A 16,146-nucleotide genomic window follows, 5' to 3' on the forward strand; every position below is an offset into this window, starting at 1 on the left:
CGTTTCATACCTCCACTCTTCCGTAACCCGCATTTGTTTTTCCACCTATACCCATCTCAGTCACAGCATGGCTTACAATTTTCTGTGCTATATTTAGCCATTCAGCGTAAACGGGGCCCTCGCAGCTTAGGACAACCCTGAAATCAGCTTTAACCGCCAAAAATGGCACAGGAACAGGTGAATCATCGTCTCTTGGAGCCTGATTAAGACCTTGATTATAGGATTGATGATGTGGTGTAATCACATCTAACGATAAGCAATTTTGTATGGATTTTGGAGTAGGCAGAGCGTCATGATAGTGAATTGCTCCAGCCTGTTCTTGTGAGCCGAACAATACGAGTGCGTACTCTTCTCCTTGTTTGAATTTAGAATCCTCTTTCCCTAATACTTGATGACAATAGTGGGCTGTAACCCCTTTTATTAAAGATCCAGGTAAATATGGAATTCCATAAATAGGGTGCAACGTAAGGTGTGTTTCAAGTATCGAAGGATTACCCTGACCAATAATCAAAGGAAAACTACTTTTAAGGAAAAATGACGTATTTGTATCACTGCTTGACTTGATGTGATCCTCATAAGCAGCATAACGTTGTTTATACCAACTAACGTTTTTTGTTCCCCAATAATTTTTAAAATCGAGTATAGCTTTCTCAAAAAAAGCACTTTTTCCGTCTGGATTATCTATCTGCTTAAGTAAATCCGACTTCTTTTGAGAGGCTTTATACTTTGTAAGTGTCAAGTAGGCATTCATACGTCTCCCTCCCGGGCAGGATCTGAAGTTGGAGAACATATCAAAATCGCTTCTGCATATCGCTTAAACCAAATTGATGCTCTCAAAGCTTGTTCAGTCATTCGCCGATACTCTGCTCCTCTTTCAGGTATGTCATTCTCCGAAATGCTAACCCCCAGTGCTGCTTTGAGCCCTGCTAAATAATGTGCATGAGTCGTGTTTTCCTTCTTTGATTCATAAAAAGCGACCGTCAACCTTAATCCGTTTAATTTCACCATGGATGGAAACTGATGACACATGCTTCCAAAGGAAGTTTTAAGTGCTTCATCCGATTTTTCAAGTTCCTGAATACTTTGCAGTGCAATCTTGGCATAATGGGCATCGAGAGATTTCATGAGTAATCCCCTCCGGTATATAAATAACGTACACGCCCCCTACCAACAGTAGCATTACCCCCCACTTGTAATACTCTTCCCTTCGAAAGCCTTTTCCAGCTCTCTTTCACTTGATCCATCTTTTCGCACCAGATCAGACCATACAGCAAGGTCTCGGTCGGTAGATACTCCTCATACCACAGCGCACCATCATCTACTACTTTCTCTTCCGCTTTTAGGCGGATTCTTGGCGTAATTTCAGAGCATTGTGTCACAAAATACTGAAAAGATTCATCAGAAACCAACACTAACCTGCTGGCAAGTAGTTCTTGTGAAAAATGGTCATCTTTAAATACCAATTTCGCTAAACTGTTTGTTAACTCTCCAAATGTGCCATCAATTACGACTGATAGCTCAAATTCATCAAGATAAATCTTCTCATTGTTTTCATCCGTCACTTCGCATCTATGTCCAATTAAAGCTTTATCTTCATTAGTTGATAGTTTTTTCTCCCAACCTTCTACTTTTTCGATAAGATTAGAGAAGTACGAAACGTTGGCTGCTCCCAGATCACGCTCAAGGCGTTTGATCACCATTGGGCAAGTCACATAGGCAAACGTTCCGTAGTAACTTGCTACTGGAAATGCAAGTATACGAGCATCTGACATAACAATAGAGCCTGCGTTTCCTTCAGCATCCGCTTCTCCTTTTCCTGCACCAAAAGCTGTGCGAATCCAAGATTCCTTATCCCTTTGTTGAACAAAGTAATCCCGATGAACTCCTTTTGTTGTCGAACCAGGAATTAACGGCCATTTCGTTACACGCTCGCGCATAATTGGCATATCAATCAAGCCCACTCCTTCACCAGTCCCGATATGAACCGGTGAAAGGCAATGGACAAAGAACAATTGACTCGAATTAAATTCCATTAAACTTCACACTCCTTTTCACTATCTATATCGTTCTCATCTGGTCGCCATGTCCCCCATAAAGCTAGCCCAAAGCCATCTTCCTTATCAAAAGCGCCTTTACGCCTATTTGCATCAGAGACTGTGTTTAACCAACCTCGCCGCGCCAACTCCCTTGGATTTCCTTCTGTAACCTTGAAAAAATAAACACTCCCTGCAGGAACCATACGGCGAACTGCTTTTGGTTGTTTAAGAGAATAACTCCATCCTGAAACAGGCTGCCATCTTGAGATGCACGCCCATACTAATTGCAATTTCACTTCACGACTTATTTCTTTTGCAAAAATTTCATTTGTACAAAGCTCATCATCTAGCCACCTAGGCTTCCAACCTTTTGCAAAGTAAGCAGGTGTAGCTAATACTAATCGTACATACTGTGCCCCATCTAAAGATTGTTCTAATGCATCTGGGCATTGCCAAAACTGATCATCTTGGCTTTCACTAAAATGAGCCAATCGTCGTTTGCCACCTAAAGAATGGAGTGTTGACAACTGCATAGGCCAAGGAGCTTCTTGCGGAATTTCGACACGGGCATGCATATCCAAATCCGGTGGAAATACGATGGATTGTGTCGTAAAAAGCGCTTGGTCTTTCGCCATTCTGGTTCCCGATTCAACCGCAATATGATCACGCTCATCAAGGGCAAAAGGGGGTAAAAAATGAACATCCTTATCCGTAGAATCCAGTTTATTATCTCTTACTAGTTGCTGCCATTCGGCAAGTGGACTTGTCCAAGATTTTGGAGACAAATCTCCTCTTAAACAGCGCGACATCCAATCTAAAGAAAGATAAGCAGGGACAATCGATGACACTTTACCCATTTGAGGAATGACTTTTGCAGGCCAAAGCGATTCATGTTCCCCTTTGTCCCCTATTCCAAGATAGCCCTGTCCATTCACTAATCGCTGAGGTTGCCTATAATTCATTTGTAGTGCCCCATTCTCATCTTCATAAAATCCAATGTCACTTGGAAGCGGAAAGAAAGGCTTACCTTTCCAAACATATAACGGGCCGTATACGGGTACTTTTGAAAATGTATGATAATCTACTACTCGGGGAGATTTTGCAGCTTGTTCTGCTAACATCGTTCGCACAGTTCCTGCTATCACCCCAGGTACAACATCCATCATGCTGTATGCACGTGCTCCAGGACTATCCTTGAAAGGGCGACCATCTCTTACCATTAACGAGTCAAGTGGACGAATTCGAATCTGTCGCATCGGTAAAATCACCTGCTTTCTCTAATTGAATTGCAACCATCATTTGTTGAACAAGACGATCCAAGCGCTCTAAGGGAGAACCCTTTCCTTTGCGCATTAGTCCCAAGATAAACGTTTCAAAGCTTTTCACCGTTTCATCGTCAATACCGCTTGACCGTTTCTTCCAAACGAGACGGCTAACCTCTTGTTCTAACAGTTTTTCCAACCTCTCTTCACTCATTACCAATTGATTTTGAAGAAGGCCACTGTATTCTGTATGTAAAGACTGTATAGCATGGGCGATTCCAACCGACATGACGTTTCTATAATAAAACTTAAGTATTTCCTTAATATTACGTGTCGGTTCAGTATCAAATGAAACACTAAAGCGCATGCGGTCTCCACCACTTCGCTTTTGAAAGAAAATAGCTAATTCATTTCTTTTGCGCTTTGCCTGTTTTTCCGCAGCCATTGCTAACTTACGGACTTCACTCATAGGTTCCATCATATGGGCAATGACAATTCCAACGGATAACGTTGGACGCGCTACTTCTTTCGGAAGTGCTTCGTTCATAAGCTCACCAAAAAGTTGCTGTAACTTAGCTGCCACATCTAAGCAACGATGCAAAGGTAAGTATGCCATCACGTCGTCGCCTCCTGCATACACAAGTTCGCCTTCATCACGCTTGTCTGTCGTTACGATCTTTCGAGCTTTTGCGGCAAATTCTGATAGTTTTTTGGAAAATGCTTGATGATCCTCAATGTTTTTTAGGTTCCGAAGCGCCCTCCCCATCTGATCACCGTCACATACCAAAAAGGCATAATAAGGAGTAGAGTTAAGTTTAGTTTCCTTATAAAAGGATTCTAACTTCTGTGCAATCAGTTTTATGATCTGCTCTTGCTCATTTTTGTTTGGATATGCTCCCTCCACCATTTCTTTAATGTGAGTCACATAAAACAACCGAGAATCGAATAAATCAGAAAACAAACGCTTTTTCAACTTCGGATACTTGTTCCAAACCCATTCTTGATAGTTCTTCGCAAGATCAGTTAACAAATTGTCTTTTTCTATTTTTCTCCTTAGTTGGCTAAACGCCACATCACAGACAGAAGGAAAATGCCTAGTATTTGGCGACAAGTGAAAAGACAAACGTTTGACAAGAGATATGGCATCTAATGATTCGTCTTTCTTTATACCCAATGGAGCGTATCTCTTGTATTGATGTTTCTCAAGAACACATTCCCTACCTGGATCAAGGCTAGATTTGACTTCTCCATACATATGACTTGGTTGGTTCGGCTTAAAATCCCTAAGCGTTTTTCTAGCTGCCAACAGTTCTTCAGCTTTTTGTCTCACCTCTGCATAGTTTGCTTCTTCCTTACAATCCATCCAAACCGCATGGAACTCAATCAAATCTTTAACTTGACGCTTCCAAAGTGCTGGATTGATGTCCCTGCCCAATAAACCACGTGCTCCATTTGCATAACTCATCCACTTCTCAATCACGGCAGCTTTTACTTCAAGTGCCACCGCTTTGGGTTCACTTGTATCTACAAGGGCCATAACCCGGTTAGGCGAATTAATTTTTTCTTTTTCCTTAGCATCAAGCTTCTCGAGATTTTCAACATAAGGAAAAATGACATGAGCCTCTATCTTACTTAATTTAAACGCTGCTGCTTTTCCTAATTCTGATAGCAAATGTGATCCAAACCAAAGGTCCCTTGTCTTCCTAGCCTGAGCGATAAATTCCTGTACGGGACCAATCGAAAAAAGCATCAAGGTTTTTCTGGAAGGGCGCGTTCCCATATACTTCCCCCCTCTTTAATAAATGCTTCTACAGCTGAAGTAGATTCTTTCATTGGGTATTTTTGATAGTTTAAGTTTTTAGGGTAAACGACGTCTCGTTTAAGCTTGCCCTTGTATTTGTCTAATTGCTCTTTGACTTCTTTTTGTTTTTTAGTTTTTACTTCTTTCATTAAACTGAGTTCCACTTCTTCTATTTCCGGTTGGTTTAGTGTAACAACAATAGGAAATGCACTTCTTTCAGATACGCCTACCGCTTTTATAATGAGTCTAGAAGCCAAACGATCCTTTCCCCTTGGCTTAAGGATCGTAGGAAAAGGGTCTTGACGGTCTTTAGAATGGAATTGAAAAATTACAGGTAACCCAAATTGAGCCCTTGGAAATGCAATATTCGCATCTTCTTTTTCTATCGTAACTGAGGTTTTATGGCCTTCTTCAGCCATTCTCGTCATATGGCGGATAGAGTCTGGTTCCGACCAATGGCTTCTCCCTCTTTTCCCATTTGATAAGCGACGAAACTGGCTGTAATGGGAGACAACAGATTGCCAAGCTTGAAGAGAACTAAGTAATTTAGAGTTACTAGACTTGATAAATATTTGTTGTAGCGTCGGCCACTCTTTTCTCGAAGTAGAGTCTATTTTTAGCTTATATTTTTTTACTCTATCGGCGAACCACTGTTTTAGAGTTTCAGGAGTTTGAGTTTCCTTTGGAGGAGAGAAGCTCTTGCAATATAAGCTTCCGCACCCCCTCCGTGTTCTTGCTCCTAAACCACCAAAATTAATCCATGCCCATAAGGCGGCATGAACCTCATCCCTTATATTTATGTTATCCGCTTCAAATTGGATGTACTCAAGGTGAAGTTTAAATGTATAAGGAGAGTCAGCGTTTAAATAATTAGTATGATCTTGATGTTTGTCCCTTTTTCGATCTTCAAAGGGGAAGAGAACATATTTATATTTAGATAGACTTGAATGCAATTCCCATGTTCTGTTGTTTTTTCTTTGTAGTATTGGGGTCCATTTAGCTTCCCCAGTTTCATTTACCAATATCTTTACAGCACTAGGTCGATTCGTATCCCCAAAAATCTTTGCTTCCGCCTCTTTTAGTGACTTGACACTCGTATAATTTGCACCACGTGTTGCTCTCCACCAAAATCGCAAGTTCCCCCGAATAGAAGTTGCTCTAACAGGTATATCTTTATCAACTTCTCCAGCCTTTGTACCACCACCAAACATATGCGTGATAATTGAGATGTTTAAAGACTCTTTCGTTTTATCTGCCCTTTCTTTCAGTGTATTTAAAGTTTCTTCTAACTTTTCAAATGTTAGATTAGGCACGTTTTGTGATAATTTCACTGGTAATCTCCTTTCTTTATTACTTATATCTAGCAATACTAAATACTCAGTCTTAAAGAACTGTTATTTATCTTAATTCTACAGCAATCGACTGTTTCCTCTTTTTTATTTGTATCTTAAACAATTCAATAGTATTGCATTAAATTTATTTCATTATTAAAAAACTAAAAACGCTTAAGAAGCATCTGCTTTATTCAGCCAAATAGTGCTATTGGTGCGCCTAATAAACGTTAGGAAATGCTAGGAGCTTTGGTTTCAAACAATATTTAAGAAGTTTACAATTCATATACGCACTCATAAAGAGTGCGACTTGGTCTGGTGATCGCTTTATTTATGACCCTAATATTTCAATCCACGCACTCATAAAGAGTGCGACTTTTGTAAATAGCCATCCAGACAAACCGATCACATTTCAATCCACGCACTCATAAAGAGTGCGACTACCTCTCTTGTCGTTGCTCTTGCCCACAAATGAGATTTCAATCCACGCACTCATAAAGAGTGCGACTGGCTAATATCGATGATGATTTTCTGATAAAAGGATTTCAATCCACGCACTCATAAAGAGTGCGACTTTAAATCCAGCTGTAACTGAACCAATAGTCGATGTATTTCAATCCACGCACTCATAAAGAGTGCGACGACAATTTTATTTTAAAGACACCATTTGAATATATTTCAATCCACGCACTCATAAAGAGTGCGACTCGTCTGTTGTGAAAAACTACTCTAATCAAGTTAATTTCAATCCACGCACTCATAAAGAGTGCGACGCCAATCCTTTTACCTACTCTGCCTTTTTTAACCATTTCAATCCACGCACTCATAAAGAGTGCGACGGTCGTTAGTTGAGTATGAAGTGCAACATAAAAAGTTATTTCAATCCACGCACTCATAAAGAGTGCGACAAGTTTGACGTTTTTATCGGCAAGACATTATTTATATTTCAATCCACGCACTCATAAAGAGTGCGACGGTGTCTTTTCACATGCACTCTATTGAAAAAGATATTTCAATCCACGCACTCATAAAGAGTGCGACATCAGGATCAGATGTTAGCGGTGACGGAACACAAGATTTCAATCCACGCACTCATAAAGAGTGCGACTGCGATTTTTACTTAAATATGCTTAGATTTAAAGGGAATTCAAGAAAAAATCACTAAAAAACAAACAATTACAACATTTAAACACTTATAATACTATCTTTTATTTAAAAAATAGTCTTCAATATGGTGCGAATCAACTAGTAAATTAATGTGCACTTATCATTCGCACTAAAAAATTAATGGGTCTTCCAATTGAATAGTTTCTTTTACCCCTATATGTGTTACCTTTGTCTTGTAGTTATCACCCAAGCGATAAAATCTCAAACTATCTTTTTCTACATCTATTATTCTTTCTAAATCTATCTTTAATTCTTCAAATTGTGTAGAATCAACAATACATTCAAATACTGAATTTTGAACACGTTGGCCGTAGTTTTGACAAACTTTTGCTGCTTTTCTTAACCTTTTGGTACCACCTACACTTGAAGTACTAACATCATATGTAATCAAAACAAGCATTTCTTTTCACCTACTTCCATAAGAAAGGTGGATATTCGTCTAAATCTCCTCTAAGGTATCTAGCTAAAAGCATAGCTTGAGCATACGGGACTAATCCCCAACTTATTTTTTCGGCTAGAAACGGATGAGTTATTTTATCCTGCTTTTTTGTCTGCCAAGCTTTAAGTAGTTTTTTTCTACCTTCTTCTTTTAAAATAATCGCACCGTTTTCTTTTTTCAAAAAGTCTTCTTTATTTAAAACCTTCTTGTTAATAATTGATAAAACAAATCGATCTGCATATACGCCTCTCAACTCTTCCATTAAATCTAACGCTAAAGAAACTCTTCCTGGGCGATCACGGTGCAAAAAGCCAACATACGCATCTAATCCAACTGTTTCTAATGCTGCTGCAGTATCGTTAGCTAATAATGTATATACAAAGGATAATAATGCATTAACATTATCCAATGGTGGTCTTCTGTTTCGAGATTTGAAATAGAAATCATCTCTCTGTTGTAATATCATGGCATCAAATACACTGTTATAGCTAAATGCAGCTTGACCTTCCCACCCCCTCAAAGATTCTAAATCATCACATGTCCTGATATGAATCAACAGTTCGGATAAATGATCCGATACACTTTTAAACTTGTCGACATCAATTCGCAAAGGGTAGTCACGGGTCATTCTTTCAAGGATCCACTTATTGTTATAAACCTTTCCAATAATAAAGTTCCTTGCGATTAAAGCGGACTGTCTTTCATCATCCGAAAGCCGGTATTGTTCCTTTCTTAAAACGACATTCCCTTTACTTTTACCAGATACACGCGCTAAAAACTGACCACTTTGTTTTAAAAAAACAAGTGAAATATTTTGTTCCGCACAATATCCCATCAATTGAGGGCTTGCACCAGTATATCCAAATGAAACAATCGATTCTAAATTGTGAAGAGGTATTCTAGCTATTTTTTCTTTTTCTTTAGTAAGAACGATATTATCACCATTAAGCGAAAGATAAACATCAGGTTGTGTAACAAATAAAGTATTTAAGAGTTTTTTCATTCCTTTAGCTTCCTTTCAATATAACGGTGCACCGTTTCCTTTTTCATAAGTTTAGGAAGGCATATATTTTTTAATGAACACCTTTGACAAAATGATCCTGTTTTTACTTTAGGTGTGTGTTTTCTTTTAAAATATTTATGCATTTCTGCTGTTATAGCATGCACTTTATCTTTAATTGAATCCGTAATGGGGACTTCCACACGTCTTTTTATTTCATTATAAAACAAATATCCTGTATCAATTTTACAGAGAAGCATTTCTTCTAGACAAATGGCTTGAGCAGCTAATTGTAAAATATCCGATTCATTTTGCTTTGGTTTTCCCCGCTTATATTCGACTGGAAAAGCACGGTAGTATCCTTGTAGTTGATGTACGTGTACGCCAGTGGGGTCTTTAATAAACTCGACAACATCACAAATGCCGTTGTTCTGTAATTCATTAGAATGAATCGGCATCGCCCTAACAATAATCCGTTCACCCCTCTTTTCTCGAATAAGAGGTTGGTCAGCATTTCGATGTAAATGCTGACCTTGAACTGTTCGGACATTTTCTTCCCACTGTTGTTCAATATGAATTAATGCCCATTGTCTTCGGCAAAATTCAAAATGCTGAATACCAGATAACATTAAATATTCTTCAGGATTATTGTCCATCCAATACTTCAACCTTTAAACCATCTAACTCATTAACCTTTATCTGATAATCTTCTAAACTTTTCGGAGTAGCTATTTTTCTATCAATTTCAACTGCTCGATGAACCTTAGCTGATGAGTATTGACCAAGTTTTGAGTTATGCTCCCACCAAACCACTTTATAAACTTCCATGCTTCCATCAGGGCGAGCTGAAGAAGCATCATTTTCAAATAAGGTGATAAGGGCCTGTTTGATTTTTTTAGCGTCTTCATTTGTAAAGCCGGTTTTCTCCGCAAGTTGTGTATTAATACTTCCTTTAAATAAATAAAGACCAAAATCGACCCGATGTTTCATACCCATAGTGTCGGAAGATTTTTTATCACCTGTAACTGAGTTTACACTTTTGGTAATTTGAGTACTGACGATGTCAATTGGATCAACACTTGTCGCTGGATGGATAGAAACAGGGCCTCTAACTCCCACTGAAACATCAATCCCCTTAAAAGCAAAAACCTGGCCAAAAGCTCTGACATCCAGCCATGATTGACATGCAATTTCAGCAAACTTATCATTATCTTTAGTTTTTCCTTTACTATATTGAGACAATTCTTCATTGGCATCTGCACGATCTTTTAAGCTCTTATATTGATCAACCTTTTTATCATTCGATTGGACAAAAATAGCTTCACCCATATCTAATAATCGATTTCTAATTTTTCTTTTTATCGCCACATCTGAAATTTCACCATATCCATCAAAATTTTGCCGAGGGCGATTTCCATTTAAAGGATCACCATTTGGATTAGCATGATTGACTGAAATAAGTACCGAAAAATCAATTTTATGATCTAATGTCGACATTATACATTCTCCTCTTCTTTTTTATTTCTATTATCTAAAGCAAGTACCTGACTTGAAAAACCTAATAAGTATTTTCCATCTAGAGGCTCATCACTAAAATCTTCAAAATCAAATTGGTCAGTAATATCTAAAATTAATTGGTTTAATTTACTTACTCGACCACCTAGTCTAGTTTTATATGGAGTTAAACTCGCATGAATGTTTTTCCATGTTTGAACCGGTTTATTTGAGAAGCTAACCATATAACGTTCCGCATTTGTCGAACGCTTCTCTCCTTGTTCTCTTAATGCCCAATTTTCAATCACGTAAGCAACCGCCAACAAACGACCAAAAAGATAATTACGGTCTCTGATCTCATAATCTAATGCCACACCAATTTCCTCCTGTCTATTAATAAGTGCACATGTGATACTTAATGTCTTCAACCATTCCCAACGATCCATGGAAACAGGGTTTGATGCACGTGAAATAGCACTTTTCACAATATCATTAGGAATTTTTCTACCATCGACAATGCAAGGAAGCATCCTTTCCATCAAGCCCTTAACGACTTTTTTATTTGCCTGCGGGCCATATGCAGCAAAAGCAATATCCTTCGTCGCTGGCGCACCACAGAAAGAAAGTTGATCACCATCTTCGCCCTTTTTATATCGGTGCACCCAGGTGCATGAATGATGCCAATCTATCAATCTTTGAAGATAAAGTTCCTTGTTCAAATTCCTATAGTAAAGCACGCCCATTCTCCCAGTGGTTGCTGAATCAAGCACTAAAATATTAACCTCTGACTTCGTTTTAAGGTCATGGTGATAACCGTGAATAGCTCTATAAACTTGGTTAGCATAATGCTTTAATGTATCAACCCTTATCTCATCTTCTAACTTAAGCGCTGGATTTAAGGCAATCAGATCAGCACCTGGATTAACGATCTCAACTTTGTCATTTCCCCAAACGAGAAAAACTCTATCATCAATGATTTCACCTTGCTGATTAATTAACCACTTTAAAGCATTATGTGCCTTCTGTGACACATCATAACTTATCGCGGCTGCTTGATAGCTTTTATCAAATCGCCCTCGAAACGTAAAACCAACACTATCATTTGATGAAATTAATTTCGCTTTATCAGCTGCGTGTCGAACTTTATTCGCATGTCTTTCAGTGCTCGGCAGATACTCACCTGTTACAAAACACAAATCCTTTTCTTCCAGCTTTTCATTATAAAAATCAATAAAGGATTGATAAACACTCTTATCTGACCAAATATTTTCAGTTGTCGAGATTGGCGAATGGACATTAAAACGAACAAATGCTGCCGATACATCACCAGTCACCTTCGCAAATATTTCTGGCTTGTCTCCTACTACTTCTTCATATTTTTTTTCCCATTTGACAATTAAATTTTTGTTATTATCTAAAAAAAGAACGTTTTCCTCAACTAAGTCATGAATGATTGATCGTTTATTGACATAATCAAATATTGCTTTCACTTTCGGATGGCTTGAGTTTGCATTCACCCAACTCTTTAGCTGTTTGATATAAGCATTAAATTGCTCTTTTTCTTTATTACCACCACCAAATTGTTCAAAATCTCCTGCACAATAAGACAACTTATCATGCAAAGGATAAGGGTAAATTGCTTTTCCAGACCGACTTGATGAAGCCTCCGTTGTGGGAATGAGTGTGTTTTCTTTGTCTAATATTTCAGCGGAGTGAAAATTACCATCCTCTGTCACATTGATTTCAATATGAGCGTTTTGCGTGGTATGTGAAATAGGCAAAAGCGTGAATTCACGGTCATTATAACGTTTTTGAACCACACCTACTTCATCAGTGTTGTTATTATACGTCTCATAAAGCTTTTGCAACCAACTCATTGATTCACCTCACCTTCATATAATGTAAAAAGTTCATCAACTGACTGAACATTTTTTTGATCAAAGTGCTTAGGCGTCATTTCTTTAATTGGACGCACATTATGGCAATCCTCAGGTCGAGTAAAGCTTATCACTCCATTTTTCATTACCGGATTCCAAAGTCTCACTTCCATTTGATTGTTCCCGGTTTCATCCGGATAATTAATTCCGTGTACCATGGTACCCAAATGAACCTCATCGTATTGATCATAAAATCCAGCATCTGCACCGAACTTACACGGTTCAACATAGCCTTGGCACTCCCTAGCTCCTAAGAAAATATCACGACGTCCACCGGCTTTAAGAGAACGTTTCAAGATATTGTGATGTTTATTCTCGTTTCGATCATAAGTCAGATCAGGCCGATTCAGATTAAACTCGAAATGTGCCTTCACTTGATAGTGCGGTTTTTTTAAATAAGTATAATTGGCAAGCGTATTACCACCACCATATTCAATTGGTCGAATGCCTTTCGACTCCATCTGAATGGCATTAATAACTCTAAGCTCATCTACTATCATAATTAATGTAGGCTTCCAGTAAATACTTTCGACAATCCCCTTTAATGCTTGGTATGTAGGAACCTGATAGGTCATCTTCTCCCCACCAATTTTAGTTAATGGATCAGTAAATAAACCATAATCACCATAAAGTGAGAACTCAATGCTATTGCGCATAAAAACACCTCCTTTTAATTAAGCAACAAATATAATACTATTTTTAAGAACCTATCTTTTTTACAGAGGTAGGTTTAAAAAATGAATTCTGAACGTTCAGCCTCACCCTCTAAGTCAATCCCATATTCTCGGCTATAATAACTTTCATCTAAAGAATATAGTTGGCCATCAAAATACGCGATGATTGCACCTGCATCTTTTAATCTAGAAAACTCTTGATCATACACGTTAACAGAATATTGTTGAGCTTGTTTGAATAATAGCGACCAATCTTCAATTTTTTCATTTCCGTTTATATCAGCAATAACTTCTTTACCGTCTTGATAAGGAACAAGAATTGAAGTCGTTTGATTGGCAATAACATTAAAATATTTTGCCGCCGTCTGAAAACTACCATGTGAAAATATGGGGAATTTCCCACCACTTTTGCTAGTGTAGGCACTATACCAATCACTTTTACTTCTATCATTTATAAGTAAATCCGTCATTTTAACTGCTAAAGATTTTATTGGATAGTCTAGATCATAAGCCATTTCTTTGTAGAAACTTTTAAAAAAATACTCCAACGCCTGTCTAGATAACAAGTCACCACCGTGCGAATTCGGATCTCTACTTAAATCCACTAGTATTTTATTCGTAATTTTTTTCCCTGTATTAATTTCAGGTAACCATTTTAAACTCTCTTCTTCATGATCAATTAAATAGACGAGCCCCTTCTCAAATTCCCCATGTCGGTTACACCGACCTGCCGCCTGAGCAATAGAATCTAGTCCAGATAAAGAGCGAATTACACTTTGAAAACTAACATCCACTCCTGCTTCAATTAACTGTGTACTAACACAAATAATTGATTCTCTTTTCATTAACTTATTTTTAATTTTTTGCAATATGTCCTTGCGGTGCATCGCACACATTGATGTACTCAGATGGAAAACACCATCCTCAGTCATCGTTTCTTTTAATTTCTGATAGAGTTTCTTTACAACTGATTTTGTGTTTAGAATAATGAGCTGACTTGAAAACTGATTTGCTTGTTCTATAACAAATTCAGCCAAATCATCTGTAGACATTTTCATACTAGTCGCTTGGTTAATTATTTTGACCCTAGAAAAATGATCGATTACTTGATCGATATTCCCAATCATTTCAGCATTCTCTCCTATCTGGAGATTATGTTTTACATCTCTCAAAGCAGGCTGAGTGGCTGTACACAATACAATACTACTGTGGCAATGGTTCTTCAAAAAATTAACTGCTTGATTATATAGCGCAATACATTTGATTGGAACTTTCTGCACCTCGTCAAAGATCATTACAGATTCGCTTAAATTATGTAATCGCCTGATGTTACGAGTGCCAGAAGCATAAAAAACATTGAGAAATTGGACCATGGTAGTAAAAATAACGGGAGCATCCCAATTATCTTTAGCTAGTAATAATTTTTGCGATACATTCATCACACCATCCTCAGCCTCTGCTCTTTTATCAGGTAATCGATCTCGATAAACATTTGAATGATGCTCAAGAATATTAGAAGGATCATTAAGAATACGTCTCACTTCTTCAGCATTTTGCTCAATAATGGTTGTAAACGGGACAATATAAATAACTCTCTTTTTATGATGTAAGATTGCATGTTTAAGTGCATACCTTAAGCTTGCTAAAGTCTTGCCACCACCAGTAGGAATAGATAAGCTATAAATATTTGACGGTCTCTCTGCCACCTGCTCACACTGCAAAGACATATCGTGTCGCAGTCTATTAATTGGGGAGGATTCTTGATCAGGTCTTTTAAAGGATTCGATTTTTTGTAGTAGCTTTTTGTGGTAGTCTTCAAACAAATGATGTGGTCGTGCTTCTTGAGGTTGTGTATTCTCTTCAAATTGTCTTGTACTGGTTCGATCAGCGTCGATTAATGCGCTAAATATATATTTCGTTAAAAACATAATAGAACTATCTACTTCTCCGGCATTAATTTGAGAAATAAAGTTTTTCAAGTCCTCTATTGCTTTAAGAACGTATGACTGAAAACCTTCAATAGTGAGAACTTCTCGAAAAAAGTTAGCTTTCGCTTCGTTATACCCTTTTAGTTCCTTTTCTTTAATACGATTTAAAAATTTCAATTCTAAATCAGGTGTTATATAATCTTGTAAATATCCATGATGGGAAAGTATAGCATTTCCTACAATCTCAACCATAATATCCTCAACAGTATTATATTTTCCATAATAGAGTTCAAATAACAATCTCCCACCCGCAGTCGAGTGATCAACAGTTCCCCTTTTCGGCGGATTATCAGGGTTTTGAACAGCCGCTAATATATATTCCTTAAATTCGGTTGTATACTTACCCATGTCATGAAGCAAACCTGCTAATCCTGCTAAATATTGCACATTAATTTTTTTCCCTATGTACTCTGCCAATTTACATGTTTCCGTTAAATGTTGTCTCACTGTTTGTATTTCACCATCGTTAGATCGAATATGTGCAATATACATGCAACAATCACCCCGGTAATAAAGTCTTATTTATATGAATATTTTACCATAACCCTTCACTATTTTCAAAGTTTTTGTTAAAATAAAGTCAAATATTGATGATTAATGTAATTTGGTGCGAATGTTAAGCTCACATCAATTTCCATGGGGATTCGCACCACTATTTATTAGTTAACTAGGTATTTTGATTTATTATCTAAATCAATTCATTGTTAATTGGCTACAAAAATTATTTAATTCTTAGATAAAGCCAACTTTTTTGGATTAATTTAGGTGATAATCGCAGTCGCACTCTTTATGGGTGCGTGGATTGAAATTTCATCGTCAATGCTCAAGATATCGCCGATGTCGGGTCGCACTCTTTATGGGTGCGTGGATTGAAATTTTCCTTCCTGTGCATTCGGAGTAGCCCCCTTTGTCGCACTCTTTATGGGTGCGTGGATTGAAATCTATCCGTCTAAAACAGAAATGAGATATACAACAAGGTCGCACTCTTTATGGGTGCGTGGATTGAAATGTATAAAA

The 16,146-nt window shown here is 37.7% G+C and carries 13 protein-coding genes and 2 CRISPR repeat arrays (1 of these 15 running past the window's edge); all 13 genes read right to left on the minus strand.

Going from position 1 to position 16,146, the window contains the following annotated elements:
- Nucleotides 1–4: 4 nt before the first annotated feature.
- The 13 genes from cmr6 to cas3 all read right to left on the minus strand — a co-directional run bounded on the left by cmr6 (nt 5) and on the right by cas3 (nt 15,621).
- Nucleotides 5–751 (minus strand): type III-B CRISPR module RAMP protein Cmr6, encoded by a 747-nt coding sequence (cmr6, locus tag JOE23_RS10365; protein ID WP_204438191.1) that lies wholly within the window; start codon nt 749–751, stop codon nt 5–7.
- A complete protein-coding gene (gene cmr5 / locus JOE23_RS10370) occupies nt 748–1,125 on the minus strand; it encodes a type III-B CRISPR module-associated protein Cmr5 (RefSeq protein ID WP_204438193.1) in 378 nt (125 codons plus the stop codon). The genes cmr6 and cmr5 overlap by 4 nt, the downstream gene beginning before the upstream one ends.
- Nucleotides 1,122–2,033 (minus strand): type III-B CRISPR module RAMP protein Cmr4, encoded by a 912-nt coding sequence (gene cmr4, locus JOE23_RS10375; protein ID WP_204438195.1) that lies wholly within the window; start codon nt 2,031–2,033, stop codon nt 1,122–1,124. Before cmr4 ends, cmr5 begins: the two co-directional genes overlap by 4 nt.
- The gene (gene cmr3, locus JOE23_RS10380) at nt 2,033–3,292 is read right to left on the minus strand and encodes a type III-B CRISPR module-associated protein Cmr3 (RefSeq protein WP_204438197.1); all 1,260 of its coding nucleotides are present in this window, start codon (nt 3,290–3,292) and stop codon (nt 2,033–2,035) included. The genes cmr4 and cmr3 overlap by 1 nt, the downstream gene beginning before the upstream one ends.
- Nucleotides 3,264–5,078, minus strand: coding sequence for a type III-B CRISPR-associated protein Cas10/Cmr2 (gene cas10 / locus JOE23_RS10385; protein WP_204438199.1), 1,815 nt, complete (start codon nt 5,076–5,078; stop codon nt 3,264–3,266). The genes cmr3 and cas10 overlap by 29 nt, the downstream gene beginning before the upstream one ends.
- Complete coding sequence (gene cmr1 / locus JOE23_RS10390; RefSeq protein ID WP_204438200.1) at nt 5,048–6,430, minus strand: type III-B CRISPR module RAMP protein Cmr1; 1,383 nt, start codon at nt 6,428–6,430, stop codon at nt 5,048–5,050. The genes cas10 and cmr1 overlap by 31 nt, the downstream gene beginning before the upstream one ends.
- A gap of 344 nt (nt 6,431–6,774) precedes the next feature.
- Nucleotides 6,775–7,538: a CRISPR direct-repeat array (repeat unit 32 nt; unit sequence ATTTCAATCCACGCACTCATAAAGAGTGCGAC).
- A gap of 168 nt (nt 7,539–7,706) precedes the next feature.
- Nucleotides 7,707–7,997, minus strand: a complete 291-nt coding sequence (gene cas2 / locus JOE23_RS10395; protein WP_204438201.1) for a CRISPR-associated endonuclease Cas2 — start codon at nt 7,995–7,997, stop codon at nt 7,707–7,709.
- Between the two features lie 10 nt (nt 7,998–8,007).
- Nucleotides 8,008–9,039, minus strand: a complete 1,032-nt coding sequence (cas1c, locus tag JOE23_RS10400) for a type I-C CRISPR-associated endonuclease Cas1c (RefSeq protein WP_204438202.1) — start codon at nt 9,037–9,039, stop codon at nt 8,008–8,010.
- Nucleotides 9,036–9,692 carry a CRISPR-associated protein Cas4 gene (gene cas4, locus JOE23_RS10405; RefSeq protein WP_204438203.1) on the minus strand — a complete coding sequence of 219 codons (657 nt, stop codon included), beginning with the start codon at nt 9,690–9,692 and terminating at the stop codon, nt 9,036–9,038. Before cas4 ends, cas1c begins: the two co-directional genes overlap by 4 nt.
- Nucleotides 9,682–10,533 carry a type I-C CRISPR-associated protein Cas7/Csd2 gene (gene cas7c / locus JOE23_RS10410; RefSeq protein ID WP_204438204.1) on the minus strand — a complete coding sequence of 284 codons (852 nt, stop codon included), beginning with the start codon at nt 10,531–10,533 and terminating at the stop codon, nt 9,682–9,684. The genes cas4 and cas7c overlap by 11 nt, the downstream gene beginning before the upstream one ends.
- Nucleotides 10,533–12,407 (minus strand): type I-C CRISPR-associated protein Cas8c/Csd1, encoded by a 1,875-nt coding sequence (cas8c, locus tag JOE23_RS10415; protein WP_204438206.1) that lies wholly within the window; start codon nt 12,405–12,407, stop codon nt 10,533–10,535. The genes cas7c and cas8c overlap by 1 nt, the downstream gene beginning before the upstream one ends.
- On the minus strand, nt 12,404–13,123 hold the full coding sequence (gene cas5c, locus JOE23_RS10420) for a type I-C CRISPR-associated protein Cas5c (RefSeq protein WP_204438208.1): 720 nt from the start codon (nt 13,121–13,123) through the stop codon (nt 12,404–12,406). The genes cas8c and cas5c overlap by 4 nt, the downstream gene beginning before the upstream one ends.
- A gap of 74 nt (nt 13,124–13,197) precedes the next feature.
- Nucleotides 13,198–15,621, minus strand: coding sequence for a CRISPR-associated helicase Cas3' (gene cas3 / locus JOE23_RS10425; RefSeq protein WP_204438209.1), 2,424 nt, complete (start codon nt 15,619–15,621; stop codon nt 13,198–13,200).
- A 285-nt stretch (nt 15,622–15,906) separates the two neighbouring features.
- Nucleotides 15,907–16,146: direct repeats of the CRISPR family, unit length 32 nt; unit sequence GTCGCACTCTTTATGGGTGCGTGGATTGAAAT; it runs 524 nt beyond the window's last position.

It is taken from the genome of Amphibacillus cookii (assembly GCF_016908375.1).
GTDB lineage: Bacteria > Bacillota > Bacilli > Bacillales > Amphibacillaceae > Amphibacillus_C > Amphibacillus_C cookii.

What these genes read in the sequence shown, in the direction of transcription:
- cas7c (WP_204438204.1), bottom strand. Translation starts at nt 10,533, where the DNA reads ATGTCGACATTAGATCATAAAATTGATTTTTCGGTACTTATTTCAGTC.
- cmr3 (WP_204438197.1), bottom strand. Translation starts at nt 3,292, where the DNA reads ATGCGACAGATTCGAATTCGTCCACTTGACTCGTTAATGGTAAGAGAT.
- cmr5 (WP_204438193.1), bottom strand. Translation starts at nt 1,125, where the DNA reads ATGAAATCTCTCGATGCCCATTATGCCAAGATTGCACTGCAAAGTATT.
- cmr6 (WP_204438191.1), bottom strand. Translation starts at nt 751, where the DNA reads ATGAATGCCTACTTGACACTTACAAAGTATAAAGCCTCTCAAAAGAAG.
- cas3 (WP_204438209.1), bottom strand. Translation starts at nt 15,621, where the DNA reads ATGTATATTGCACATATTCGATCTAACGATGGTGAAATACAAACAGTG.
- cas4 (WP_204438203.1), bottom strand. Translation starts at nt 9,692, where the DNA reads ATGGACAATAATCCTGAAGAATATTTAATGTTATCTGGTATTCAGCAT.
- cas5c (WP_204438208.1), bottom strand. Translation starts at nt 13,123, where the DNA reads ATGCGCAATAGCATTGAGTTCTCACTTTATGGTGATTATGGTTTATTT.
- cmr4 (WP_204438195.1), bottom strand. Translation starts at nt 2,033, where the DNA reads ATGGAATTTAATTCGAGTCAATTGTTCTTTGTCCATTGCCTTTCACCG.
- cas2 (WP_204438201.1), bottom strand. Translation starts at nt 7,997, where the DNA reads ATGCTTGTTTTGATTACATATGATGTTAGTACTTCAAGTGTAGGTGGT.
- cas8c (WP_204438206.1), bottom strand. Translation starts at nt 12,407, where the DNA reads ATGAGTTGGTTGCAAAAGCTTTATGAGACGTATAATAACAACACTGAT.
- cas1c (WP_204438202.1), bottom strand. Translation starts at nt 9,039, where the DNA reads ATGAAAAAACTCTTAAATACTTTATTTGTTACACAACCTGATGTTTAT.
- cas10 (WP_204438199.1), bottom strand. Translation starts at nt 5,078, where the DNA reads ATGGGAACGCGCCCTTCCAGAAAAACCTTGATGCTTTTTTCGATTGGT.